The organism is Streptomyces sp. NPDC043427 (assembly GCF_056436655.1).
On sequence record NZ_JBWKCC010000030.1, the window covers coordinates 1 to 25,928 of the forward strand.

Here is a 25,928-nt window from a genome sequence, read left to right on the forward strand (position 1 = left end):
CCTCCCCCCAACACCCACTCACCCCCCCTCTTCTTTGCCCCCTTCCCCCCCCCCCCCCCCCCCCCCCCCCCCCCCCCCCCCCCCCCCCCCCCCCCCCCCCCCCTCGGTGACGTGCTGGGGTCAGTTGGGCAGCGGGGCGAGATTGGCCACGTACGCCTCAAGGTCGGCCCGGCGAATCCGGCGCGTACGGCCCAACTTGATGTACTTGAGGGCGCCCTCGGCCATCAGCTCGTAGACAGTCGAACGGCCGATGGCGAGCGCTTCGGCAGCCTCTTCGGGCTTGTACAGGAGTCGGTCGACGGGAGCGGCAATCGCGGTGCTCATCCGGGTGTCTCCTATGCGGGAGGGTCTTGGGCACTTGGCGCTTGTCCGAGGTGCGGATTTCTGCGTCATTGCGTCATCAGCGACATTCGCGCTTCTGACCTGCGCTTTTGCTCGACGCAGTGGTTAGGCGCTGCGTCATCCCTGCGGCATGGGCTGCGTCATCGGGTGACGCAGATGACGCAGGATGACGCAGAGGCTGGAGGCTGCGTCATGGCTTTCACCGCAGGTCAGGGGACGTTTAGCGTCCCGCGTGACGCAGATGACGCAGCGTCTTCCCTCTAAGGACAAGAGAGGGGGTGTCTGTTGTGGTGCGGTGCCGCTTCAAGCGCGAAGAAGGAGCCGCTTCGCGGCGCGTCCTTCGGGCGGCGCGGTGCGCCGAACAGCAAGAAGAGCACGCCGGGCCGGTGGTGCTCTTCTTGCTTGTTCTGGCGATCACGGCGGGGTTAGTACATCCGCTTCTGCTCGGGTGGGGGCGGGGCGGCCAGACGGGTCATTTCGAGGTACCGGCCGGTGCTGGTGCGCCCCGAGTCGATGAGGACGCCCCGTGCGGCAAGGGTCGGCTGAAGTCGCTTGAGCCGGTCGGAGAGGACCTTGCCCGTGGTCGGCCAGCCCTTGGGCAGGGGACGTGGCTCGTCGCTGCTGTAGAGGCCGGTGAGGAGGTGCAGCCACTCGGTGGAGGTCATCCGCTGCGCCGTGCCCGGCTCGATGGTGTCAGCGTGCCTGAGAACGGTCTGTGCGAGGAGGTCGCCCTCGATCACGTCGTCATTCAGGTCGTCGAGACTGGCCCGGTAGGCGGTGAGAGCCCCGAGCCCGGTCGCTGCGTCGAGCTGCGCGCACAGGTGCGCGAAGTCGGCCATGCGCATATCGGTGGGGGTCTCTGCCTCGGCCGCCCGGACCTTGACCGTGAGGTCCAGCAGCGAGCCGAGAACGACGGGCAACACCTCCGCGTACTCCGCCCACAGTTCCGCTTCGGTGCGCCGGACCTTGGGGCGTTCCAGCCGCAGGGGCAGGAGCCGTTCGGCGAGGTCGGGCCGGATGACGCCCACGTCGATGCCGGTCAGGAGCAGGGGTCGGCGGTAGCCGACGCGGAACACGTCCCCGTCGGTGAACAGGGCGCGCTTGACGTTCTCGATGCCGGTCACGATGCAGCACATTGCGTCGGACAGGTCCGGGGTCATGTGGGAGAGGTTGTCCAGGGCGGTGACCCACCCGGCGGCCACGGCCGCGATCAGGTTCTCCTCGTCCTTGGGCGCGCGGCGCAGGTCGCCGCTCATGCCCTCGATGATCCGCACGAGCATCCGCCCACCGGTGGACTTGCCCGCGCCCTGCGGCCCGGTAAGGAACGGCGCGGGGACCGGCACGGACGGCCCCAAACAGCCGATCAGCCAGGCGATAGCCAGGCACTCGGTCTCCGCGTTGGCGAAGTTACACAGCCTGAACAGCAGGTCGATGCCCTTGCCGTCGGTGTCCTTGGCCGGCAGGGGCAGTTCCCCGGTGAGCTGGGTGCGCCGCCAACACACCTCGCGCGGGTCGGGGGTGAGGATGTCCCAGCCGGTGGGGTGGATGCGGACAGACTGTCCGTCGTCGCGGCCGAGGTCCAGCCACGTCGCCCCGTCGAACCCGGGCGCGACGCGGATATGCACGGACTGCACGTCCTCAGACAGCGCGAGCGCTTCGATCAGGTCCAACGCCTCCTTGAGGGCGGTCCCGTTGAACACGCCGTACCCGTCCCTGAACAGGCCGACCATGAGTTCCTGGCGATGGCTGCCCGTGGTGCCCTGCGAGCGAATCGGACGGGCCACCGGGTGGCCTTTCCTCTGCGCGTACACGGTGCCGTCGGGGGTGCGGAAGTACCGGAAGTGCGCCTGCGCGTAGTCGGTGATGACTTCGCGGGCAGGGGTCTTGTCATCGTCAGACATGGGTCACAGTCCCAACCTGGTGCGGGCATTGGTCCACGCTTCAGCGCAGTGCCGCGGGGATTCGCCCTTGGCCTGCGCGGCGGTGAACAGTCGCGTGACATGGGCGTCGGTGAGGCAGCCGCACCGGCCATGCGTGGAGAGCACGGCGAGGAACGTCCGGTAAACGGTGGTGTGGATCGCGCTGCGGGCTTCGGCGATGCGCTGCTCGGCCATGGCGATGCCACGCTCCAGGTAGGCGGGAGTGCGGTGGCGGCACTCCCCGGCCCCGACTCCTGCGGGCACGGTGACTGCGTGCGGGGCCGGCCGGAGTGTGGAGGGTTCCTTCACGGCCAGGGCGCGGACTACGTCCGGCAGGGTGGTCAAGGTGCCGGTGCCGGGACCGAGGTAGCGGGCGTAGGACATGGTGGACTTGATGTCTACGCCGGGCCTGACCGCATTGGCGGACTGCATCGAGCCCAGGTAGATCCAGTGCTCGCCACGGGTGGTGGGCACGGTCTGGGTGGCCGGCAGGTTCTCGCGTGCCCACGTCACTGCGTCGGCGTTGTCCAGGTCCACGACCGTCAACCAGGCTCCGCCGGGGTGGTAGGCGACCGCGCTCGCTCGCACCCATGCGCGCCGCCAGACGCCGGACTGGATGACGTCCGGGTCCGTGGTTGCGGCGGCCCAAGCATGGCAGGGGCCGGGGCAGGCGCACGGCCCGGCGTTCTTCATGTTGGGCCGGCCGCCGCACGCGTTGTTTGCGCACCTGCGGCAGTTGCCGAACGGAACCTTGCCCGCTCGCAACGGCAGCACCGGCACGCCGGAGGCTGCCAGGGCGAGAGCAGTACGCAGGTGCTCTCCCCGAATGTCGGTCGGTTGCGTCATGCTGGAGACCTCCACAGGTCAGTAGTTGGCAGGTGGGCAAGGGCGGCCCCGGACTTTGGCGAGAACGGGGGCCGCCCTTGGCGTAGCTAGAAGGGCGGTTCGTCGCTGTTGCCGACGGGGCCCCACGGGTCGGGGGCGTTGTCGCGGCGGCGGCGCGTCCATCGGGGGTGGTGCGGGAGCGGCAGCAGGACCAGGTGGCGGTTCTCGTCCCAGCACGTGCAGGGCAGCCACTCGGTGCCGGCGTACTCGCCGTTGTGGTCGCCGTAGTCGTGGTTGGTACCGCCCTCGCCCCGGCAGTCGGGGCATGCGGGGCGAGGGGTGTCGGTCAGAGCCAGAGCGCGGCGCGGCCAGTCGATGACCTTGAGCCTGAGTCGGATCACGGGTGCGGTTCTCCTGTCAGCGCTTGGAGTTGAAGAGCTTGAGCGTGATGCCGCCGACCCCGATTGGTCCGGCGGCGCCGGCGATGACGGTGGCGGTGTGGGCGGCGGCGTCGAGCAGGACGCACAGCGCGGCGACCAGTCCCCAGCCGCCGACCACGACGGCTCCGGCGATGGCGAACGGGACGAGTAAGCGCCGCCACGGGATGCCGGTCGCGGTGGTGTCGTGGACGGTGATCACGATGGGCTGGCCGGTGGTCTGTGCGCGGTGGTAGAGGTCGGCGGGGATGTGCGGGGCGATGTGGCCGGACGGGTTGGGCTGGTGCATCGGTGCTCCCCTCGGGGTGTGCCGCGGGCCCGCGCCGAAGGACGGTGCGGGCCCGTGCGGGTGGGTGTGTGCTTGTCGCGTGGCTTGTCGTCTCGCTTGTCGTGTGGCTTGTCGCCTTGCTTGTCTTGTCGCTTGTCTTGTCGCTTGTCGCCTCCCAGGTCAAAGCCCGTTTCCGGCCCCCAGAGGAGGGGGAGGCGACATGTCTTCTGGTGGGGCGACAAGCGACAAGCAATCAGTCCTGCGGGGGCTGATCGGGAGCGTGCCGGCGGTGGACGTAGCGGGCTTTGGTGCCCTCCCCGACGCGCACGGCAGTGCCGTCGTTGACCCAGTCCTTGAGCCACCCGACGACCGTCTGACGGGTCGTGCCGTGCTCGTCGGCGAGCGCGCGGGCGATCGCCGATGCTCCCGTCCCCGCCGGCCCGGCGGCGAGCAGGGCGGCGAGCGCGGCGCGCTGCGCGGGACTGTCCTGCTCCTGCTCGCCAGGCAGCGCCGACAGGTTCAGCCCACTCGCAGCTGCGGCGGGCGGCGCCGGGTCGGGGGTGCACGGCTCGGCAGCGGTGCCGAACTCGGCGTCGATCTGCTCGCGGAAGCGGCGGGCGAGTTCGTCTTCCTCCGACACCGGCCGCGCTCGCTCGCTCCGCAGGGCGGACAGCTTCAACCCGCCCCCGGCTGAATCGGCGGTGGAGTCGTGGTCGGTGGCGGTGGTGGGCTGGTCTCCCATCCACGCGGTGCGGTCCGTGTCCCACCGGCGGGCGTATGCGGGCCCGGCCGCCTTGGCGGACACCGCGTCGAGGGTGGGGTGCAGTTCGGAAGTGGCGGCGGTGATCTCCCGGATCTGGTTGGGCAGGATCCGCCACGCCTTGAACAGTCCGGCGGGTGATTCCGGGGTGGCCATGAACCCGGCGCCCTTGTAGGGGGCCTGGTCGACGCGCAGCCCGCGGGTGCCGGGGAACATCTTGGACAGGTCCATGCCCTCGGTCTCGCCCCCGGTGAGGGCGACACGGACCTTTCCTTCCCGGCGGATCATCAGGTTGCCCAGCACCGACCCGGTGGCCCCGAGGGCGGTGAGGACGGTGCGCACGCCCATGGCGCGGGCGATGCGGATGACTTCGAGGATCTTCTCGGCGAGCTTGCGCATCTGCCGGTCGGTGCTGACCAGGATCTCCGCGCCCTCGTCGATGACCAGCATGATCTGAGGAATCTGCGCGCTCACCGGCAGCAGGTCGGTGTTGGCCTTGGCGAGCAGGTCCTGATAGGCGGTCTTGCGGTGCTTGGCGACCCGCACGGCCGTGTCGAGCATGGTCAGGGCTTCGTCGTAGGTTCCGGCGAGCCAGTCCACACCGGGCCGTACCGGCTTGCCGTCCTCGCGGGCGAGCTGCCCGGACAGTGCGGGGCGCACCCAGGGCAGGCCGGCACTGCCGGCGTTGAGGTCGATCACCCACGTGAGCACGTCGGTGGTGCGGGCGAAACCGGCCAGGATCGTGTGAACCATGTTCGTCTTGCCCGACCCCGTCGGCCCGACCACCAGCGCACACTGTTCGCGCAGGTAGACCAGGATGTCTTCCGCGTTCGTGCGGTAGCCCCACGGGATGCCGGTGAGCAGGGACAGCGGCGTGTAGTCGGTGGGGTAGGTGCGCTCTTCCATCAGGACGTTGACCGTGGTCACGTCGATGATGACCCGCCCCTGGTCAATGCCCGGCGAGGCGGCAACCGTGCAGCCGTGCGGCAGGCGCGCATCCGCCGACAGACGCGGAGACTCGGCGGCGATCTTCTGATAGGTGGCGCCGCCCGCGGGAAGTTCGGCGTCGAGGGAGAATCCCGCGCCGGTCTCCCACATCTCGACCCCGACCACCCGCACGGTGATGGAGCACACCCGCTGGATACGGTCCACCCATTCCGCGGCGATCGCCCGCCGCTCCGCGGATAGTTCAGCGGCGATCTGCCGCTCAGCCGCTGCGAGCGCTTCCTCCTCACGGGCTTCCTCGAACAGGGCGGTGGAGCGGGCGGCGGCGCCGATCCCGACCCCGATGGCGGCGAGGGAGCCGAGCGCGGCCCAGGTGAGGGGGCCGTGGGTCATGGCCCACGTGGTCCAGCCCGCGCCCACCAGCCAGGACGCGGCGCGGGTGGCGAGGGTGCGGCCGGCGTTGCGCACGCGCAGACCGGCGACGGAGTGACCGAGGGCGCCGGCGGCGCCGACGGCGAGTGCCCAGCCGGGGGGCATGTGGGTGGCGGCTCCGGTGGTGGCGACGGCGAAGGCTCCGGTGGTGGCGGACAGGGCGCCGGTCACGGGTCCGTGACCGGCCGCCCAGTCCAGCACCGGGCCACTACCGGTCTGGTTGGTGGTGGCGGTGCTGCTCATCTCAGACGTTCCAGCCCTTCTCGGCCTCGGTGCCGTTGCGGGGGTCTTCGTGGCGGGCGATGTCCTGCTCGTGTACTTCGCGGAAGAGCGGGCCCATGTCCTCGGCGACCGCGACGGCGCTCATGACCGCGCCGAAGATGTCGTTGAAGCCGTCCGCGATCTCCTTCTCCAGCGGGAATTCACTGTCGGAGCGCTCGGCGAGGATCTTCATCACGTTCGCCACCGAAGTGAGGGCGGCGGGCAGGCCTTCGACCATGGCGAGGATCTCCATGGCGTTGTCGGGCTCGTAGGCGTTGGCGGCCTGCTCCATCTCTGCGGCGGCCTCTTCGAACCGGAATCCAGACACGTGCTCTCCTTCACTGACATCGGTGTTCGTGCTGGTGGGGACACGGCCCTTGGGCCGCTTGACGTGGTCGGCGATCCCGTCGGTGCCGTCCTTGGCGGCCTGCGCATCCGCGGCGGCCTCTGCCTCGCTCAGCTCCGCGCGGATGTCCGCGTCGCGGTCGGCGCGCTCGGCGGCCGCGACCGCGAACAGCCGGGCGAGCAGGCGACGGCCGGGGTGGATGAGCCAGGGCAGGTTGAACTTGCGCCCGAGCGGGCTGGTCAGGAAACCGAGCAGACCGAGCGGCAGGGCGAGCAGCGCGGCCAGCATCCGGCGGGCGTGGAAGCGTGCTGCAGAACGGCGCAGGGACCGCCGCGCCGCCCGCCGGGCAGGCGCCCTACGCACTGCGGCACGCTGCGCGGCCACCTGGTCGGCGGTCTTGCCATCCCGCCGCGTTCGCTGCTTGGCGATGGCCGCCTTCTGCGCGGCACGCGCCTTCCCGGCTGCGCTGCTCATCAGCCGCCCAGCCACACCACGACCGGCACCCGAACCGGACTTGCCGGAACGGGAACGAGAGGTGGGGTTGGGGGTGCGGCGGGTGTCGGCGACCGCGCGGCGCGCGGCGGTGGTCTGCGCCCGCCTCTCCGCCCGCGATCCGCCGGCCGCCTTCTGCCCTGCCCGCAACGCCCGGACCTGCCCCACACGGCCCGCAGGCTTCGCACCGAGCCGGGAGGCGGCGGTGCAGGGGCTGGTCGTCTTCTTCGGCGATCCAGACCCCGTTCGGGCCGTCTTGCTGCCTGCGGTGCTGCGGGCGGGGGTGTGACCGGCGCCGCGGCGGGACTGGCCAGGCACCCGACCCGACCCGCTACCCGAGCGGCCCGCGCGACTGCCGGCCGTCCCGCCCCCAGCGAGGGTCGCGGTTCGGGCGGCGGCGTTGCGGCCTGCGGTGCGGGCGGCGGTGCGGCGTGCTTCGCGGCGTGGGTTGGGCTTGCGATTGCGGGTGGCGGCGGCGACCCCGAGGACGGCCATGCCGGTGGCGGCGACCGCCGCGGCGATGGGGCCGCCGGCCAGGGAGGCGGCGGCGACCATGCCCACGGTCGTGTTCGTCCCCGACAGGGCCAGGGGCACGACGGGCCAGCCGCCAGGTGTGTGGTCCACCTCCGCCACCGTCGGCGCCGGGGCGGGGGGAGCGGCTGGGGGCGGGGGCGGTGTGCTCGGGGCAGCCTCAACCACTACCGGTTCGGTGCTGACTTCGGTCATGCTGCACGTGCTCCTTCAGTGGAGTAGGGCCCGGCCGGGGCCGTAGGAAGTTGCTGGCCGGGCCTGCCAATTGGGGTCAAGCGGCGCGCTGGTCGTCGGGATAGGCGCAGGGCACGCATGTGCCGAGTGAGGCGGGGATGACGTAGCCCGCATCCGTGCGGCACTGCGGGCAGGTGCGGCGCGCCTGGTTCGCCTTGGCCAGCGCCGCGCGCTTCGCGGGGGTCATGGGCCTAACGGGCTTGGCGGCGTCGATGCGGTAGAGGTAGGCCACCAGCGGCCCGCGGCGCCGCCGCGGACGCTCAACCTGGGCGGCCACATCCTGACCACCCGGCCGCAGCCCGCTCGCGCGCAGCTGGCGGCGGGTGGCCAAACCCTCCGGCGCCAGACGCCAGGGATAGACCGGTAAGGCGGCCATTAGTGACTCGCGATGGCCAGCTCAGCACCGCCCGTGCCGGGGTCGCGGTGCTCGGCGTAGCGGGCAGACACCCACCCCACCGACCACCCGCACAATTCAGCGGCGGCCCGCACCGGAAGCTCAGCATCGAACGCAGCCGCCACAATCTTGCGGGCCTCGTCCTCGCTCAGCTTGCCCGCGGCCGGACCGCGCTCCAGCAGCGCGGCGCGTTCACGCGCCGCACGCTCCTCACGCTCGCGCTGTTCACGCGCCCGCGCCGCCTCCTGCTCACGCCGCTCACGTTCGGCCCGCTCGGCAGCCTCACGGGCCAGGCGTTCACGCTCCTGCTCACGCTGTTCACGCTCGCGTTCACGGCGTTCACGCTCGGCCCGCTCCGCAGCCTCCCGGGCGGCCCGCTCCGCGCGCTCCTCCCGTCGGCGCCGCTCCTCACGCTCCGCAGCCTCCCGCGCCAGACGGGCTTCGTGCTCACGCTGTTCACGCACCAATGTGGCGGCGTGCTCGCGCTCCTCCCGGGCCTGCTGGCGGGCGGCCTCTGCACGCTCCCGGGCCGCCTGCTCGCACCGCTCCCGGTCGGCCTGCTGCCGTACCTCCAGTGCCGCTACGGCGGCGGTGATCGCGCGGCGGTAGGCCAGCCCGGTCTCTGCGGTGACGATCAGCAGCAGCGGCGCCACCGCATGCACGGCCACCCCGACCAGGTCTTTCGCCAGGGCGGAGTCGGCGGTGTTCAGCGCCAGGGTCATGGCGCCGGTCATCCACCGCAAGGTGATCGGCCACCGCCCGCCGTGCCCGCCCAGCCGGGCCAGCACCGAGTCGAGACGAACCACGATCACCACGGCGGCATCGACCACGAGAGGCAGGATCGGCGCTGTCCACTCCCACGTCTCCGGGGTGTGGGCGGCCATCAGGGGAGTGACGGTGAGGATCGAGTAGAGCATGGCGCCGGACACGATCAGCCACGTGCCCACCGACAGCGCGCGTTCCGCTGAACGGATCTGAACACCGTTCACGCCGCGCCCTCCGTCGGCCTAGGGGAGGCGGCCGGCACCGAGCGGAAGCCCTGAACCGTCTCCTCCTGGGTGAACGGGATAGCCCGCCACGTCACCTCGGCAGCGGGGCGTTCATCGCCCGCCACCCATCCGTGAAGGGGCGCGCCCTGGGTGGCGGCGTAGGCGTAGGCGTCCTGCTGGCTGCGGTGGATGCTGTGCGGCGCGCCCCAGTGGAGCAGCAGCACCAGCGACCGCCCCTCCAACCGGGCCGCCTCCAGCTCCTCACCCAGCAGGCGAATCCGCTCCTCGCGCTCGCCCAGGACGATCTCCAGGTCCGTGAGCGCGTCGTGCAGCCGGAAGCAGTCCTCACGGAGGAGTGAGGCGTCGCTCGCCTCGGACTCGATGCGGGAGGTCAGCTCCCACACCTCACGTACGTGGCGTGCCCAAGCGGCATCCGCCTGCCCCTGCACCTCCCGGGCCCGGGCACGGGCTTGGGCGGCGCCCTCGCGCAACCGGCGCAGACGGCCCGCGGTGACGATACGGATCATGCCGCACCCCCGACCAGCGCCGGAGCACAGATGTCGCCGTAACCACTCAGCTCCAGCGTGGCGCCGGCGTAGTTGGCGGTCGCCTTCAGCACGAGCGTGCGGCCCTCGCTCTGTTCGGTGCAGGTGACGGCATCCGGGGTGACACCCAGGGCCTCTCGCCATGCCTCGAAGTCCGGCAGGCCGCTGTGGAAACTCAGCTCCAGCCGCTCCGGGTAGATGGGCGAGATGTGCACGGACGGCGTCGGCAGGTGCCCAAAGTCCGTGGCCAGCAGACGCAGCGCGCGCAGCGGCACGGCCAGATCGTCCAGCGTCGAGGTCTCTGCACTCACGCGCTCACCCCCGTGGCCGGCGCGGAGAGGTTGGTCAGCTCCACCCGGGCAGCCAGCGCCCGGCGGCGGGCCCGGCGCAGCCGGCGGGTGTCCAGCTCGCTCGGGGTGCGGTCGAGGGTGGCGATGTAGGCGTCCACCAACTCGATGTCCGCAGCGATGACCGGCATCTCGGCCTCGATCGCGTCCAGCTCCGCATCCGTCGGCGCCAGCCAATCAGCGAACGCGGTAACAGCCTCCTGAACAGTCACGATGTTCCTCATTGGGTCGTGGTCCTCTCACAGGTGGGAACGGCCCAAACAGCGGCTCCCGGTGTTCCAGCACCGGGAGCCGCGCGCCGTTGAAGTCGGTTTCCGGCTCCCCTCGACCCCGCCCGTACGGCGCCGCCCAAGGGGGCGGCCCGGACGGGTGGGGGAGGCAACCGGCCGCAGCGCTAGCCGCTGCGATGGCAGGTAGGAGTCGGACCGGATAGGTCGCGAGCGCGAGTTCCACTCACGATCAGCGGCATCTCACTGACACCGCCGGCCGGTCCAGTACGGCGGTGCCCAACGCTGTCGTCGAAACACTTGAACTCCCATCACTTGTTGATCAACAGGGGTGTTGCACTGCAAGGGGGACCTCGTCCCCACTCTCCGGCCGTTGCTCGCGGTCACCGGGCCACCTCGCCAGACCGGGCCGAAGCCCTGATTGATCCCCTGGCCTTTAGCGGGATTGCAGCGTCCCCGCCCTCTGCGCATGCGGCACGAGGCCGCCTTGAGCCGAGCTGTTGCGCTCGACTTGCAGTACCTGTTTTACAGGTACTGCATGAGGGTCCGTCAAGTATGGCGCCGGAACCTCTTGGTCTTGCGCCTGGACTTCTTGGCGCACATTCAGAATCGCCGCAGGTCAGGGGAGTTGGGCACCTCGCACGTAGACAGCTAGGGGACTTCTAGTTACGGTCGAGAAGTCCCTAGACGTCCCAACGGGGGTGCAGATGTCGAACGAGCGTTTAAGGTCCGCGCTCTTGGCCCGGGGCATGACGGTGCAGAGCCTCGCCGAAGAGATCAAGGTCAACCCCAAGACGGTCGAACGCTGGATCACACAGGGCAAGGTGCCGTACCGGCGTCACCAATACGCGACGGCGGCGGCGCTCAGGGTCGATGTGACGACCCTGTGGGACGACGAACGCAATGTCGACAGCGCAGCGGACCTGACCAAAGCCGAGATCGCGGCTGTCTACCCGCACCGGCACACGGTCCCACCGGGACTGTGGCGCGAGCTCTACAGTCGCGCCGAGCGGAACCTAGACGTACTTGTCTACTCCGGGCTGTTCCTCTCCGAAGATCCGCTGTTCCACGATTTGGCGCGGGCGAAGGTGGAAGCGGGGGCCCAAGTCCGCATCCTGCTCGGAGACCCTGGCTGCGCTGCTGTCCGGCAGCGGGGCATCGACGAAGGGCACCAGATCATGGACGGGAAGATCCGCAACGCCTTGATGCTCTACCGACCCCTCATGCGGAGTCACCCGGACATAGGCTTCCGGCTGCACGACTCGACTCTCTACAACTCCATCTACCGGGCCGATGACGAGATGCTGGTCAACCCACACGTCTACGGCTTCGGGGCCTACATGGCGCCCGTTCTGCACCTGCGCCGCTTGCCCGGCGGCGGGCTCTTCGAGACGTACGCGCATAGCATCGATTACACCTGGGAGCACGCCCGGCCGATCGCAGCGCAGGACATAGAGAGCATCACGGGAGCCTGAGTCATGGGACGTATCGACTACCTTCACGACCCCGACGCCCCGCCGGCCAACTCGGTGGTGCCCTCCGTCGTCGCGTTCGTGCAGAACGACTCTGGAGAGGTGCTGATGATCCAGCGATCCGACAACGGGCGCTGGGCGCTTCCCGGCGGGGGGCACGACGTGGGGGAGTCGATCAGTGACACCGTCGTGCGGGAAGTGTGGGAAGAGACCGGGATCAAGGCCGAAGTGGTCGACGTGTCCGGGCTCTACACGGATCCCGGACACGTGATGCAGTACGACGATGGCGAGGTACGCCAGCAGTTCAGCATCTGCTTTCGCGCGCAACCGGTAGGCGGCGAACTCCGTACGAGTGACGAGACGACACAGGTCCGCTGGGTCGCCCCGGCGGACCTGGTGGCGCTGGACGTGCACCCCACGATGCGGCTCCGTATCGAGCACGCCATGGATCGGGCGCGAACAGCTCCCTACATCGGCTGACGCTTGGCGGCGGCGACGCGTTCGAGGACGCGAGCCGTGCACGCGTGGATCTCGGGTTCGGCGCGGCGGATGAAGGTTCCGATCAGGCTGTCGGGCCCGTACCGTCCAGCGATCTCGTTGATCCGGTCGATCGGGTTCGTGGGCGTGCCGTCCGGCGTGGTGTTCATGTCGCAGTAGCAGAGCGCGTCGTTCAGGTGCGCACTCTCGCGGGGGAACTCGCCCTCCAACTCTTCGCGCATGCCGCGCGCTTCTGCCTCCATCCAGGCACAGGAGTGGTGGGCAACCAGGTTGATGACCCGTGTGTCGGCGCCGGCCACGTCCCGGAGGTAGCGCGCTCCGTCCAGGGGGTGGAAGCCAGTCTTGGCCAGGTCTGGCGCGTAGCCGATGTCATGCAGCACCGCAGCGGCCTCCAACAGGTCCGCGTCCTGGTCGAGCACGAGGGCGATCGTGCGCGCTCTCTCAGCGACCCCAAGGCAGTGCTTCCACCGCCGTGGCAACGGTTCGGCGAGCAGGGACTCAGCCAGGGGATAAGCCCACTCCGTCAGCTTCGGCAACCTACGAACGCTCCTCTCGATTCGGCACGGTGCGGACCGTCCGCACCTTGCCCTGCCCTCCGCTCGCCAGCACGCCGGCGGCCTCCAACTTGTCGAGGGCTTTGGTTACGGTGGGACGTGAGACGCCGAATCGTCCGGCCAATTGGGTAGCGCTTGGAAACTCTGCCCCGGCCTTGAGCCCTTCGGCAGTGATGATCTCCACGATGCGCTCATGCAACGGCCGTCGGTCGAGCGTTTCCCCGGCTCGGACAATCTGCCACCGGCCCCCGCGTACTGGTTCGGCCACGCCTTCTTCATGGAGCGCCTTGAAGGCCCGCAGCACGACTCCGCGCGAGACGCCGTGATCGCGCATGAGATCCGCAGCAGACGGGAAGTGCGTCATCTCGGGGTTCGCCGCAATCGTGGCCTTCATGGACTCCGCGACCTGCAGAAATGTCCCCCGAGGGCTCGCCTGCTGCCCCATGCGGTCTCCTCCCTGGTTGTCAGTACCCGACCGTCCTACCCCTCAAAGCATTGCATTGCCATGCCTCGAGGGGGACGGCGAATCTGCCCAGCAGGGCACCAGGCCGCGGCGAACGCCGCTGGCACGAGGTGGACGCTAACCAAGTGCCTCCGTACAGGCGTCGAGCGGTGGCAGCGAGGAGGCGGCGAAGCTTCTCCTTGTTGACGCCATAGGTCTTGAGTGCGCTACGTCGCTCGTGAGGCTTTCGTGCACACGAGACGAGCTAGCACATGGCGAGGTGCCGCACGGCCCATGCCGAGTTCTTCGGTCAGCGTGCGCTCCGAAGAGAACTTGCTGCTCTACCCATGGCCCGTACCAGCTTCGCGGGCACCGGTAGAGGAACGCGTTGTGTAGTCCGCAGGTGTGTACTAGTTCCTACTTTTCCACCGGCACCAACTCTGCAGGCCAGATTGGTGCCCCGATACAGTGGTAGCGCAGACTTACTCACGAAGCATTAGATGCGTTCCCACCTCGCTTTGAGGAACTTTTACTCCCTTGCGCACTTTGAGATTCACTCTGGCCTTCTGGTGTTTGTTCAAGGAGGACAGGTTGGGGGCGTGGGTGAATTCGCCATTAAAGTAAGCGAAAAGTCCTCTTAGGGGTTTAATCTTGCAGATTTCATCCCAATCCTCAGGCTCGACTTGAAGGAGGTAGACGTCCCGAAGGTTAGGGAGCTTGTTCAAATGGCGCGCAAAGTCCGGTGCGCACGCCGCGTTTATCATAATCGTTTTTATCGACGATACCCTTTCGATTTCTGCCAGGTTGAAGGTTCGCCGAGTAATCGTTCCGAGCGAGAGTTGTGAGAGCTGTGGAAAAGAACTTCCGTCAGCATCCATGAAAGGCATGTCGCATACGTCGATCAGGTGCACTTGACGCAAGGTCGGCAAATGAGGAATCTGGCTTAGCGACCATTCGTGCTCCCGGTTGAAATGTAGGTTCAAGTCTATTAGATTCGGCATCGCACTAATAGGTCGCAGCAGAGCAGGCTCATCCCTGATGCCAAACATGCCGAGTTTCGTTAGAGACTCGTGGCGCGCCAGAGACTCAACGTTAGAGAGACTTACGCCCCCTTTTAGGGACAGTTCCCTGATGGGTGCCGAATGTTGCAGCCACGTGAAGTCTTTGGTGTAAAATTCGCATTCCACAGCCTGCAAGGACGAGAAGTGTGGCAGTGTTGCTAGCAAATCAGGGTTTGCGATTCGCAGCCGTTTAGCAGCGATGGGCGACTTGCTCAGCACTCGCGCCGCATACTCTTGGGGGTCGAACTGCGTCCACGCCCGAGAGAGTTCTCGATAAACAGAGACCCTGGCGTCGGCACCGTAGCCTTCAAGAACGTCCAGGGCGCCATCTCCGCCGATTAGACTCGCTGTCCGAACTGTAGCCACCGCTTTGGCGGCGGTAAGCATTTTGGACGTGCGTGGGAGCAGGCCCAAAGCCGCTTCGCCAACCCCGGCAATCTCCTTAGCCTCAGAAACGCGGCTCGGCGGTATCAGTGCCCCCACCTTGATCCGGACTTCCTCGAAAATTGCGGGGTCTACTTCCTCCGCGCTCTCCAGGCAAGCAGCCGCGAGCAGGTGGAGTCGTGCAAGATGATTCGGTTCTGTATCACCTCGTTTGATCAACAGGGACAGGATTTCACCACGCTCCTGAGGCCTGGCATGCCCTACAGCCATTACAACGACCTCGTGCCAGTGGTCTTTGTGAGCATTTGCCACCATCGATCGAATGTCGTTAATGGCGATTACGTCCGCAGCAGCCAGATACTCCTGGAAACTTCGATGTATGAAGTCGACTCTCCCATCGATTGGTTGACGGAGCAGTCCACTGCGCACCATGAGGTATTTGAATACTTCTTGGCTAGAAGCCGCGACATTGGGCATGGACTTCAAAGAGTGTTTTATCTGTGCAATTACTTGCTCGTCGCGCGCATCTGTCAGGTTGTTTCTGATCAACCAGTGTGCAAAGTGGCCGAGAAGCCTTTGCTTTTGGTGAAGGGTAAGTGTTGGCGTGTCCTCGTGCGAGATCCTCCTCTCTACGTCCCGTCGAACAAGCAGCATCTCAAGGGCTGCTGCATACAGTTCCATCCGCCCTCGAGGTAGCTGCATTCTCCTGTCTCTGCTCAGTGTGCAGAGAAGAGCGCAAAGCAGCGGGTTTGAGGCCAGTTTTCGGAGGGGCGCCTGAGAGCGGATCGCGCGTACGAGTTCTTCCTCGTAGCGCCCAAGCTCTTCAATCACCGCCTCCGTTGTGTCGATCGGTAGAGATTCGCGAACTGCGGCGTGCCAGTGCTGTATGAAGTGCTCGATGTCAGAAGGACTCATTGGCAGCATGTCTAGGGGAGTGAAATTCTCTCGAATCAGCCATCCTTCCTCTGCCGCTGCCGGCCGCGAGGTCACGATGTACCTAGCCTCCGGGTATGAATTCACTAGTTCTTGAAGCCATTCCTTAGCTTCAGCCCTGCGATTCTCAGGGAGCTCATCGACTCCGTCGATGAGGACCAGTGCTTGCCCGCTTGCCAAGACTCGATTTACCCAGCGGGATGGCATCTCTCCTGCCAAATGCTTCCCGAGTTCTGCGAGGAATTCATGAGCAGCGGGGAGGCTCGTTGCAGCAAATCGTCGAAGCGGGATGAAGAACGGGATGAACCCGTTAATAGGCGTTAGTTCATCATCGAGCGACCGACGTGCCGCGTTCACTGCCACCCAACGCAATAGGGTTGTCTTCCCGGACCCTGCCTCCCCGCGGAGCAGGATGCGCTTGAAGCTCGCAAGCGCCTGCTCTGAACGAATTCCCCCCGCGGTGTCGTAAGACGTGCGAGAAGTTTTTGCAAGCGTGTGGGGGAAGTCAGCTTGTCTGGACTCAAACAAGCCCGACATTTCAAAGGTGTCAGTTTCGCCGGCTCTTTGCTGTACCTCAGCCACGGCTAGACTGATATAAGCGGTGCTGAGAGGATAAGACTTTTGCTCGGGATTCGAGACTGTTACCCCAAAGAGCTCCAACTGGTCTAGCTTGCTTACCGCAACACAAGCGTACTTCTCCTCGAAGGCAATATCCTCGTCGGACGCGGAATCAATCACAGCTCTCTTTATGGCATCTGTTTGCTTAGCCAATTCGGTTGTACGTTTCAGTTGCTCTACATTGGCTCGCGCAAGGAAAGATGGCCATGTGGTGACGAAGTTCAGTAGTTGGGCGGAGATCTCATGAACTAGTCGGCCATAGAACTTCTCACCGGCCTCGCTAAGCCGTGATCGATCGAGGGAACCTCTGTTCCCTGCAATGACCAAGCGCGCATACTCTGCAGGGTCGAAATCGCATTTGAAAGGGTCGACTTGGACACTCAGGAATGATGACTCTGCGATCTCCGTGGCCGCCATAGCCTCCTCGTTTGGGAGGTGGCGGAATTCTGTATCCCGCAGGGGCGCCAAAGCGTCTGACACATGCAATGCAAACGCCTTAATGTCCTTATCGTGAAGCTGACTTGCACGGACAAGGCGATTCTTGAGTCGCCCTGCAGAGGGATTGGCGACTATGGACGCGCCTGGTTTCCCCGATAGTGCAGAGCGAACTCCTGCGACGGCTACAGAGCGAAGCGCCCCAGCCGCTAGTTTGACCGCGAAAGGTTCCCACCCGGACAACAGTTGCCTCCCCCAGCAAGCTTCCTGACGTCAAGCGTATCCGCTTGCGGGTGACTCAGGGGAGTTTCTAAGCGTCTACCAGTGAAGCGTCTGTCCGCCACCGGCGCGGAGGAGGCCAAGATTTGGTGAGGCTCACTCAGCATGGGCGAGCAGGTGCTTTCGCTGCCCAAGCACGGACGGGGCGTGGACGACGGGAGGTAAGCCACGGCACGGTCTGTAAACCTGCTGGGCACCACCAGGTGAGGCCTGACCCCGTAAGGCCGGGCCCTCACCTGGTCTGGGTCATGCGTCTGAGTGCTCGGGGTCCTCGTCGTCCTCTCCGGGGCCCGCGCTTGAAATGAAGCCCTCGTCGGGGTCGGGCTCCTTCTTCACGAGGATCTCGTAGACCTGGTGGGCGGTGTTCCGGCTTCGCTCCCACTCCTCATGCATGCCGAAGGGGTGCGGTGGTGGCGAGACGGGTGACTTTTCAAGGGCGGTGGCCGCGTCCTTGGCAATGTCCAGGGCCATCGTGAGGCGTTCGCGGTTGTCCCGGTCGCGGTCTTCTGGAGTGGCGGCCTGGTTGCGAGCCTTGCGAGCTTCCTGCTGCTTGAGGAAGCCGGCCATGGCTTTGCCGGGGTTCGCGATCTCGTAGAGTCGGTACTCGGTCAGCCGTTCCGGGCTTCGAGTCTCGCGGGTGTCCCCGCTGATGACCATGCTGCCGTCGGCGTTGATGACGGGGATGTCGTACTCGTGTGCAGGCTTCGTCGGGTCCCAGCACTGCCAGGCGGTGGCAAGCATGCGGAGGCCGTGTTCATGGCTGGCGAGGTCCTCGAGGATCGCCGGCGGTGAGCCTCGGAAGGGCGCACTGCCCTCGAACAACTTCGACTCGCGGTCTCGGGTGAGGTAGCCGTCCAACATCAGGGCGAAACCGCCGCCGATCATCAGTGTGATCCGGGAGTTGCGGTCGCCACCGAGGGCACGTTCCAGCAGCTGCGGCAGCGACTCGAACACTGGGATCCACTGCCTGCCCGGTACATCTTCGGTGAGGAAGCCACCGTCTCCGAAGGCATTGCGGGCCCTCTGCAGGGAGGCGGGCCTGCGCGACCCGGGCTCCTTGCGGGCCTTGGGCCGGCGGGCGTCCCGGTCGACGAGAACGCCCAGCATGAAGCTGAACTGCTTGGTGGTCACAGCGCGGCGGGCCATGATGTTGCGGATCTCGGCCTTTGTCTCGTTGAACGACGAGCCGGCGGTGAGGCGGTAGGTGGTGTAGACGCACCGCCAGATGGGCGAGGGTTCCGGGCAGCCGAGCGCCGTGGGCAGCTCCGCCAGCGGGGTCAGTCCGGTGATGATGTCGGCTTCCTCGCGGCGCAGCTCACCGCGGGCTACCAGTGCGTCGATGGTCTGGTTGGCGATGTTGTGCCACATCGCGTCCGGCGTCCATGGGTTCTTCTCCAGGTGCTCGCCGGCGACCAGGTTCTCCACCATCGTCACGAACGACATCCCGGACGTCTGCATTGCGGTCTGTGTGGTCACAGGTTGACCTCCATGGTGTCGCCGTTGCGGGCGCCAACGACCAGGCGCACGGGGACAGTGGCGGCTTGGCCGACGCGGACCACCTGGTCCGACAGCCCCCGCTGGTAGGCGGCGTTGTAGTGGGCGACTTCGTCACGGATGGCGCGTCGCAGGGAGTTGGCATCGCGCAGCAGGTCCTCGACGACCGCGTCGGCAGCGCCGGCGGTGGTCTGCCCGGTGCGGGTCTTGGCCGCGGAGGACAGCCGGGAGATGCCGTCGACGACGACCGGCAGGACCCGGCTGGGGGAGCCGTCGGTGAAGGTGACCCGCACCAGGATGACGAGCAGGGGCTCGGACACCCCGCGCTGCAGGATCGAGTCGGAGTAGTCGGCCTTGGGCACGTTCAGGGTGCCGGACACAGTCTCGCGGACCAGGCCTGCGAGCTGCTTGGGGTTGTCAAACTCACAGCGGGCCTGCGCAAGCGGGCCGTCGGCGTCGTGGTCGTCGAGCAGCTTCGGGGGCGGCACGGCCAGCGACATGGCCGCGATACGCGGCTGGTAGAGCGGGAAGAGCATGCGGGTCCAGGCCCGGCACTCGATGACGTACAGGGAACCGCCAGGCACCGCGACCTCGCTCAGCAGCGAGACCCCGTTGGGCTGCGCGGTGACCAGCAGCGCGGCCCGCTCGGGTTCTACCTGCAGGGCGGCGGCGGCCTTGCGGGCGTCCTCGCTGAGGTTGGTACGAGGGTTCTTGTCCAGCCGCATGGCGACCTTGCGCAACGCGGACGTCTCCGGGACGTTCGGCAGCGGCTGCGGCCGGCGGGTGATGCTCAGCTTCTCCAGGTCCTCGACGGTCGCCGTGGGCAGACTCACCTGCGGCTGCACAGTCTGCGGTTCCTGGAAGAGCCGGAAGTTCTCGGTCACTGGCTCAGGGCCCATCGTGACGCCACCGTGCACAGCCCAGTGCTGTGCCGGCTTCAGCGGTGCGACACCAGAAGGTGGACTCGTCCGCCCACGAAGGGGATCGTCGCCCGACGGCTGACGATGTGCTCCGTGGCGCCTGCTACATCTTGTTGCTGCTGAACCTTCACCGTGGGCCCGCTGGGGCCCCTTGCCCAAGCGCTTCCGTGGATCGCAGTGCCCCCCGTGGGAGCCACCCGGATTTGGTGGTCCAGGTGTCGAGCGACGACGACGATGCAGATCGACGCACTCAACGTATACCGGCACTTGCGACAGGCCGTCAACTCCTGTTCCAGGAGGCACGGTTATCAGTCCACGACCAACCAGATGAACCCAACAACACTACTTGCAATAGGACTTGGGGCCAGGGGAAACGGAGAGCACGAAGCCGTGGTTCAACGCCGTTGCTCACCCTCGAGCAGCCCACGCCAGTCTCAAATGCGGTCTCATTTCGTGCTCGGTCCGACACCGTCCACCAGTGTCCACCGAGAGTCGCAAACCGCTCTGGCCTGAGGGAAAGCCAGCTTCACGGACATCCACGGACACCACCGAATCAAGATCGGACAACTCGTAATGCGTAGGTCTCGGGTTCGAATCCCGAAGGCGGCTCTGAAAGACCCAGGACTCACTCGCCGTGACCTGGGTCTTTTGCTGTTCTGTGACCCTGCGGGAGTCCGCTGCTCGGCCCGGACCCGGGGTTGCAGGTCACGGAGTTCCCGCAGGGGGAAACCCACGGTTCGGGCGCCGTCGGTGCTGGCGGGTGGAGTTGACCGGCAGTGGCCCGGTGACCGCGACCTGGTGTTCCCGGGCTGCCTGCTCCAGATGGATCAGGCAGGGGCGTGCCGTCCCGCGGCGCGCCCCTGCCATGCGCGGTCACAGCGCGAGGACCTGCCAGTCCTGGTTCGCGCCGCCGGTGGGGGGCCACTGGATGACGTTGGCGCCGTCGGCGGTGGAGGCGTTGGCGACGTCGGCGCACCAGCCGGTGCGGACGTTGACGAGCCGGTAGTAGCCGCTGGTGGCCGAGGGGACCAGCTTCCACCACTGGTTGTCGCCGCCGTTGTCGGCCAACTGGGTCAGGGTGGCGCCCTGGGTGCCGTTGGGGCTCTGCAGGAGCTTGCCGCTCTTGGCGTTGACCAGCCGGAACGATCCGTCAACGTTCGGCAGGAGGCTCCACTGCTGGTTGGTCCCGCCGCCGTAGGGCCACTGGATGAGCGTGGCGCCGTCGGCGGTCGAGGCGTTGGAGACGTCCAGTGCCTTGCCGCTCTTGCGGTTGATCACCTTGTAGGTGCCCAGGTCCGCGGTGAAGGGACGGTCGTAGACCTCCAGGTTGCGGATCGACGCGTACACCCCGGCGGGCAGCCCGGTGACGGTGACGCGGACGTACCGTGCCTGGGCCTGGAACACGGCCGTCTGGACCTGGCGCGTGCCGGGGGTGGCGGTGTTGTCGACGAGCGTGGTCCACGTGCTGTTGTCGGTGGAACCCTCGATCTTGTACCGGTAGTTGGTCTTGTCCAGTTCCCAGGCGATCCGGGTGCCGGTCAGCGAGCGGGTCGAGCCGAGGTCGACCTTGAGCCAGTGGCCGGTGTTGCCGTCGTTCGCGCACCAGCGGGTGGCGGTGGAGCCGTCGACCGCCTTGGCCGCGGTGTTGCCCTTGGACGTCTCCTCGCTGTCGGCGGTCGCGGCCTTGCCGGCGGCGATGTCGACCGGCTGCACGGAGCGGTCCAGGGTGACCCCGACGACGCTGTCCTCAGGGATGCGGGTGCGGTTGATGCCGGTGATCGTCACCCTGCCGTCCGTGCCGACGGTGTACGGGAGGTCGGTGCCCGCGGCGACGTCGAAGACGCGGGTGACCTGGGCGTCCCCGATCGACGGGGTGGTGAAGGAGGTGCCGCTGTAGCCGGGCAGCAGGTGGATGTAGAAGGTGTTGTCCTTGGAGGTGAAGCCGTACTGGCCGTTCACCGGTTGCCAGGGTCCGCCGCGGGTGCCGTAGACGGCCTGGCCGCAGGAGGTCAGGAAGGAACCGACCCGGCGCACCACTGCGGCCTGGTCGGCGGGGATCGCCCCGGTTCGGTCGGGACCGACGTTGAGCAGGCAGACCATGTTGCGTACCCAGGAGTTGACCAGGATGTTCATGATGGTGCCGAAGCTCATTACCGGTGCGCCGGCCTTGTAGCCCCAGGTGCCGCAGATGGTGAAGTTCTTCTCCGACAGAAGCCCTGTGCGTATGGCGCCGGTGGGGATCGCGCCGCCTTCCTCGCTGATGTAGTCGCCCATCCAGCCGGAGCGCGGGTTGACGACGACGTCGGGTTGGTGCTTGCGCACCAGGCCCATCACGCCGAGGGGGCTGCCGGTGGCGGAGTCGGTATCGCTGTAGGCGGCGTCCACCGGCCACTGATTGGCGCTGTCGCGGACCTTTCCGGGCTCCCAGAAGAAGGCAGCGTCCGCGTCCGGGCCTTGCTGGCCCAGCCAGCCGCCGTCGAAGTAGATGTCGTCGATCTTGCCGTACTTGGTCATCAGCTCCTTGACCTGCTGGTACACCTCGTTCTTCATGATCCGCGCGTTCTCCTTGTGCGCGGGATCGGTGGTGTAACCCCATTTGTTCGGCAGGCAGTTGGTGCCGGTGACGTCGTAGTAGCCGGGGTAACGCCAGCTCATCGGGGAGAAGTACAGGCCCACCTTGAGCCCGGCGTCGCGTACGGCGGTGACGTACTCGCCGACCAGGTCCCGCTGCATCGGGGCCTGTCCGGCATGGAACGCGTTCGGGTGGGTGGACGGCCACAGGGCGAAGCCCTCGTGGTGACGGGTCGTCAGAACGGTGTACTTCGCGCCCATGTCCTTGGCCAACTGGGCCCAGTCGGCCGGCTTGTAGGCGCTCGCCGTGAACTGCTCGCTCGTCGCGTCGGTGAAGTACTTCTTGTAGTTCTCCGGCGTGACCGCCGAGTTCTCCATGTACCACTCGCCCTTGGCCGGGCCCGAGTACACACCCCAGTGGATGAACATGCCCAGCTTGGCGTCCTGCAGCCACTGGAGCTTCTCGTTGGACTGCTGCTCGATGCCCAGCTCCGACTTGGGGATCCGCAGCGGGAGAAGGGGCAGCGGCTGGGGGGAGGTGGCGGCGTGCGCGGGTGTCGCCAGCGTCGGTGAGACGGCGGCGGCAACCGTCATGGCAGCCATGCCGGTCAGCACTCTGCGGCGACTGATCGGTTCGGACAAGGTTCTCTCCTGACTGTTCACAGAACAGCACGGACGGTCATGCGGCTCAGGTGTGGAGCGAGCATGTCGGGGGCACCGCGGCGGTGCGCCGTATGCCGCTACTCCACCAAAACATGGGATGGATTAATGGGCATCAAGGGGGCTCTTGTCCATAGTTGAGACAAGAGGGAACTGATGTTGCAGGCCGCTTGACCGTCGCCCCAGGATGACGGACTTAGACATGGGATGTACTTACCTGGCGGTAACTCTCGATGAGGGCATTCCCGGAACCTACCGTCCTACGACAGATCCGAACAGGTCCCAACAACCGAACCGCCTGTCGCTGGAAGCGGAGTCCGATGCTCAGACGTGCGTTCACACCTCTCTCGCCCACCCAGGCCGGCGATCCAGAGCTGGCGGTCGCCAACATCGAGCGGCCGAAGAGCAGTGCCACAGCGCCGCCCTGACGAGGCAGCCGATGGCCGGCACCGCACGGCGCAGGCTCAGCCCGGACGGCAAGGGGCGGATCTGGTCGGCGGGCACACTGATGAGCTGGCCGAATCCGCTGTATACGTGCGAGGTGGTGGCGGGCGCGAACCAATCGGAACTGAACTGGTCAGTTCCATTGACGTCCTCCTGGCTGAAACTTATCTTTCGACCGAAGTTACGCACACTGTTCGAAATATCAGACATGCCGTCGAAGGGGACAGCACGTGTTCCGCGTCCCGGTCCACCGTTGCCACGCTGTGGCGAAGCCTCCGGCAGGCGACGCACATGCCCGTGATTGTCTTCCGGTCAGCGGCGGCGTCTGTCGCCGCCGGCCTGCTCTTCACATCCCGAACCCTCGCCACACCCGAGCGGGCCGCTGGGAGGCTCCGGATCCAGATGGCCGCTGCGCGGAGGTCGAGCCCGGCGAGGTGGCTCTGGCCGCGCGGTTCGCCTGACCGCCGCGCGTCAGCCGTTCGACGTCGCGGCCACGGAAGGGCCCATCTCCTCGTCCACGCCATCGAGAAGCCGGACGCAGAGCTGCCCCAACGAACGACCCGCCGGTCGAACTCGTCGTCCGCGACTCGACCGCACCATCTCTCATCCCGAACGTCATCCGGCCCCGCCTCCGGCCCCGCCTCCGGCTGATGCTTCCCGCGCACACCCGCCGCTTCCGCCCTGGGCTGCCCCTGGACATGGCGGGCTGCAACGCACCCTTCCCCCGATACCAGGAGTACGCGGATGGGAAATTCACCCACCCACCGGGACAGATCAAGATCAATCGGCAAACTGCCCATGATTGCTCACGCGGACGGGATGCCACCAGGGCGGATCCCGCTGCGGCGCCGGATGAGCCGCGCGGGCAGGGCCATGGCCGTCATGGTCATGATGATCACTGGTCTGCTCCTCGCCGGCTCCCCGGCGCGGGCGGACAACCCCATAGACAGCGACCGGTTCGTGGCGGACCCGTCGGCACACGTCTTCGACGGGCGCATGTACATCTACGCCACCGACGACTCCGACAACAGCGGTACGTACTGGGACTCCAAGGACTGGCGCTCGTACTCCTCTGCCGACGGGGTGACCTGGACCGACCACGGACGGGTCTTCGACCTCACCGGCTTCAGCTGGGCCAAGAGCCTGGCCTGGGCGCCTGCCGCCGCGCAGCGCAACGGCTTCTACTACCTGTACCTGCCGACGGACCGCAACAAGATCGGTGTTGCCCGCAGCACCTCGCCCACGTCGGGGTTCAGTGACGTACGCGGGACACCCCTCATCGACACCTCGCGCGACGCGAACACCGGAACAGAGCCCATCGACCCGATGACGTTCATCGACGACGACGGACAGGCGTACCTGTACTTCGGCAGCAGCCGCCAGCCCAAGGTCGTCCGGCTCAACTCGGACATGATGTCGACCAGCGGCCCCATCATGAACGTCACGGTCAACGGTGTTCCCGGCCAGGGCTTCGCCGAAGCCCCCTGGATGCACAAGCGCAACGGGCTCTACTACTTCTCGTTCTCGACCGGCTGGCCGGGACAGATCCAGTACGCGACCGCCACCAGCCCGCTCGGTCCGTTCACGTACCGGGGTGTCGCGCTCGACTACGTCAACGTGAACACCAACCACTCGTCCATCCTGCAGTTCAACAACAAGTGGTACATGGTCTACGCGAACAAGGCTCTTGCGGGCGGGGGCAACTTCCGCCGGTCGATCGCCGTGGATTACCTGCACTACAACGACGACGGCAGCATCAAGACGGTGGTCCAGACAGCCGTCGGGACCGCGGGGCCGGAGGGCCCGTACGAGACGATCACCGGCCGTAACAGCGGCAAGGTCCTGGATGTCAGGAGCCGCAGCACCGCCGACGGCGCCGGCATCATCCAGTGGTCGAGCTCGGCCCTGGCCGCGAACCAGCACTGGTTCTTCCGTGACGCGGGCAACGGCTACTACAACGTGGTCAGCCGCAACACCGGGAAGTGCCTCGACGTCCAGAGCGCGAGCAAGGCGGACGGCGCGGCCGTCATCCAGTGGACCTGCACCGGCGGCACCAACCAGCAGTGGTCCCTGACCAACGTCGGCAACTACGTGCAACTGGTGGCGCGGCACAGCGGGAAGTGCCTCGACGTCCAGAGCGGGAGCACCGGCGACGGCGCGGCGATCATCCAGTGGACCTGCACCGGCGCCACGAACCAGCAGTGGACCAGAACCACGGTGTGACCCCCCGGGGCCACGACCGGCCGGAGGGCTGACCTGCCTGTGCCGACGCACGCAGGTCAGCCCTCCGGCCACACCACACGTCCGCACATCAGGCACCGCCGTAGGCTCAGATCGCTCGCGCACGGTAACGGTCGTGGCACCGACAGCGAACGCAAGGACGGCCCATTGCCGACGACGTCGGCGAAGGCGGGACGGCGGTGAACGACGCGGGAGGAGCTGCTCGCACTGCCTGCAGCTGTGGACCTGGAGACGGCGAACCGTGCCGCCCCGCCTGCGCGATCTCGACAATGCGTGCCGGCATGGTGCCAACGAGGGGTTGTCCAGGCATGTGTGTTGCCTCGCCGAGGGGTGGGGAGCGCGAGAGGAGCGCGGACGCCTTTGTCTCGGCTTCGAATCCCGAAGGCGGCTCCACTGATACAGCTTGACCAGCTCGGGCGCCGGATGGCGTGGTGGTCGAGCAGGGCGGTGGCCCGTCGGCAGACGCCGGTGGTGCGCCCCGCGGTGGTGGCGATGGTGATGTCGCACTAGATGACGGGACCTCTGGTTGGCCGATCATGGAAAGGAATGAGCCGTCGTCGAAGCGACGCAGCACCGGTGGCGTGCGGGTGGCGGAGAGCCGGGCGAGGAACGCTGCGCGGGTTGTCGG

General features: G+C 67.1%; 21 protein-coding genes. 3 read left to right on the forward strand and 18 right to left on the reverse strand.

Annotated elements, in window-relative coordinates:
- Nucleotides 1-120: 120 nt before the first annotated feature.
- The 12 genes from AC067M_RS34925 to AC067M_RS34980 form a co-directional block, all read right to left on the reverse strand.
- A complete protein-coding gene (locus tag AC067M_RS34925) occupies nt 121-324 on the reverse strand; it encodes a helix-turn-helix domain-containing protein (RefSeq protein WP_107460421.1) in 204 nt (67 codons plus the stop codon).
- A gap of 443 nt (nt 325-767) precedes the next feature.
- On the reverse strand, nt 768-2,243 hold the full coding sequence (locus AC067M_RS34930) for an ATP-binding protein (RefSeq protein WP_478701053.1): 1,476 nt from the start codon (nt 2,241-2,243) through the stop codon (nt 768-770).
- A 3-nt stretch (nt 2,244-2,246) separates the two neighbouring features.
- On the reverse strand, nt 2,247-3,107 hold the full coding sequence (locus AC067M_RS34935; RefSeq protein WP_478701054.1) for a bifunctional DNA primase/polymerase: 861 nt from the start codon (nt 3,105-3,107) through the stop codon (nt 2,247-2,249).
- Nucleotides 3,108-3,193: 86 nt separating this feature from the next.
- The gene (locus AC067M_RS34940; RefSeq protein WP_478701055.1) at nt 3,194-3,487 is read right to left on the reverse strand and encodes a hypothetical protein; all 294 of its coding nucleotides are present in this window, start codon (nt 3,485-3,487) and stop codon (nt 3,194-3,196) included.
- Nucleotides 3,488-3,503: 16 nt separating this feature from the next.
- Entirely contained in the window at nt 3,504-3,812 is a 309-nt protein-coding gene (locus AC067M_RS34945; RefSeq protein WP_478701056.1) for a hypothetical protein, read from the reverse strand.
- Between the two features lie 232 nt (nt 3,813-4,044).
- A complete protein-coding gene (locus AC067M_RS34950) occupies nt 4,045-6,171 on the reverse strand; it encodes a hypothetical protein (protein ID WP_478701057.1) in 2,127 nt (708 codons plus the stop codon).
- A 1-nt stretch (nt 6,172) separates the two neighbouring features.
- Nucleotides 6,173-7,651 carry a hypothetical protein gene (locus tag AC067M_RS34955; RefSeq protein ID WP_478701058.1) on the reverse strand — a complete coding sequence of 493 codons (1,479 nt, stop codon included), beginning with the start codon at nt 7,649-7,651 and terminating at the stop codon, nt 6,173-6,175.
- 178 nt (nt 7,652-7,829) lie between these two features.
- Nucleotides 7,830-8,168: an RRQRL motif-containing zinc-binding protein gene (locus AC067M_RS34960; RefSeq protein WP_478701059.1), complete on the reverse strand. Its 339-nt coding sequence runs from the start codon at nt 8,166-8,168 to the stop codon at nt 7,830-7,832.
- Nucleotides 8,168-9,175 (reverse strand): DUF2637 domain-containing protein, encoded by a 1,008-nt coding sequence (locus AC067M_RS34965; RefSeq protein WP_478701060.1) that lies wholly within the window; start codon nt 9,173-9,175, stop codon nt 8,168-8,170. The genes AC067M_RS34960 and AC067M_RS34965 overlap by 1 nt, the downstream gene beginning before the upstream one ends.
- Nucleotides 9,172-9,702, reverse strand: coding sequence for a hypothetical protein (locus AC067M_RS34970; protein ID WP_478701061.1), 531 nt, complete (start codon nt 9,700-9,702; stop codon nt 9,172-9,174). Before AC067M_RS34970 ends, AC067M_RS34965 begins: the two co-directional genes overlap by 4 nt.
- Entirely contained in the window at nt 9,699-10,031 is a 333-nt protein-coding gene (locus AC067M_RS34975) for a hypothetical protein (protein ID WP_478701062.1), read from the reverse strand. Before AC067M_RS34975 ends, AC067M_RS34970 begins: the two co-directional genes overlap by 4 nt.
- Entirely contained in the window at nt 10,028-10,291 is a 264-nt protein-coding gene (locus tag AC067M_RS34980) for a DUF6284 family protein (RefSeq protein ID WP_478701063.1), read from the reverse strand. The genes AC067M_RS34975 and AC067M_RS34980 overlap by 4 nt, the downstream gene beginning before the upstream one ends.
- A gap of 710 nt (nt 10,292-11,001) precedes the next feature.
- On the opposite strand from AC067M_RS34980, the gene AC067M_RS34985 reads away from it, so the two are divergent.
- Complete coding sequence (locus tag AC067M_RS34985) at nt 11,002-11,769, forward strand: helix-turn-helix domain-containing protein (protein ID WP_478701064.1); 768 nt, start codon at nt 11,002-11,004, stop codon at nt 11,767-11,769.
- A gap of 3 nt (nt 11,770-11,772) precedes the next feature.
- Nucleotides 11,773-12,246 carry an NUDIX domain-containing protein gene (locus tag AC067M_RS34990; protein WP_478701065.1) on the forward strand — a complete coding sequence of 158 codons (474 nt, stop codon included), beginning with the start codon at nt 11,773-11,775 and terminating at the stop codon, nt 12,244-12,246.
- On the opposite strand, the gene AC067M_RS34995 is transcribed toward AC067M_RS34990, so the two are convergent.
- The 6 genes from AC067M_RS34995 to AC067M_RS35020 form a co-directional block, all read right to left on the reverse strand.
- Nucleotides 12,234-12,800, reverse strand: coding sequence for an HD domain-containing protein (locus AC067M_RS34995; protein ID WP_478701066.1), 567 nt, complete (start codon nt 12,798-12,800; stop codon nt 12,234-12,236). The genes AC067M_RS34990 and AC067M_RS34995 overlap by 13 nt on opposite strands.
- A 1-nt stretch (nt 12,801) precedes the next feature.
- A complete protein-coding gene (locus AC067M_RS35000; RefSeq protein WP_478701067.1) occupies nt 12,802-13,263 on the reverse strand; it encodes a GntR family transcriptional regulator in 462 nt (153 codons plus the stop codon).
- Between the two features lie 479 nt (nt 13,264-13,742).
- Nucleotides 13,743-16,934: an NACHT domain-containing protein gene (locus AC067M_RS35005; protein WP_478701068.1), complete on the reverse strand. Its 3,192-nt coding sequence runs from the start codon at nt 16,932-16,934 to the stop codon at nt 13,743-13,745.
- A gap of 282 nt (nt 16,935-17,216) precedes the next feature.
- Nucleotides 17,217-18,446, reverse strand: a complete 1,230-nt coding sequence (locus AC067M_RS35010) for a hypothetical protein (RefSeq protein WP_478701069.1) — start codon at nt 18,444-18,446, stop codon at nt 17,217-17,219.
- Nucleotides 18,443-19,363 (reverse strand): hypothetical protein, encoded by a 921-nt coding sequence (locus tag AC067M_RS35015; RefSeq protein ID WP_478701070.1) that lies wholly within the window; start codon nt 19,361-19,363, stop codon nt 18,443-18,445. Before AC067M_RS35015 ends, AC067M_RS35010 begins: the two co-directional genes overlap by 4 nt.
- 894 nt (nt 19,364-20,257) lie before the next feature.
- Complete coding sequence (locus AC067M_RS35020) at nt 20,258-22,597, reverse strand: alpha-L-fucosidase (RefSeq protein WP_478701071.1); 2,340 nt, start codon at nt 22,595-22,597, stop codon at nt 20,258-20,260.
- A 1,260-nt stretch (nt 22,598-23,857) separates the two neighbouring features.
- On the opposite strand from AC067M_RS35020, the gene AC067M_RS35025 reads away from it, so the two are divergent.
- A complete protein-coding gene (locus AC067M_RS35025) occupies nt 23,858-25,282 on the forward strand; it encodes a family 43 glycosylhydrolase (protein WP_478701072.1) in 1,425 nt (474 codons plus the stop codon).
- Nucleotides 25,283-25,928: the final 646 nt, after the last annotated feature.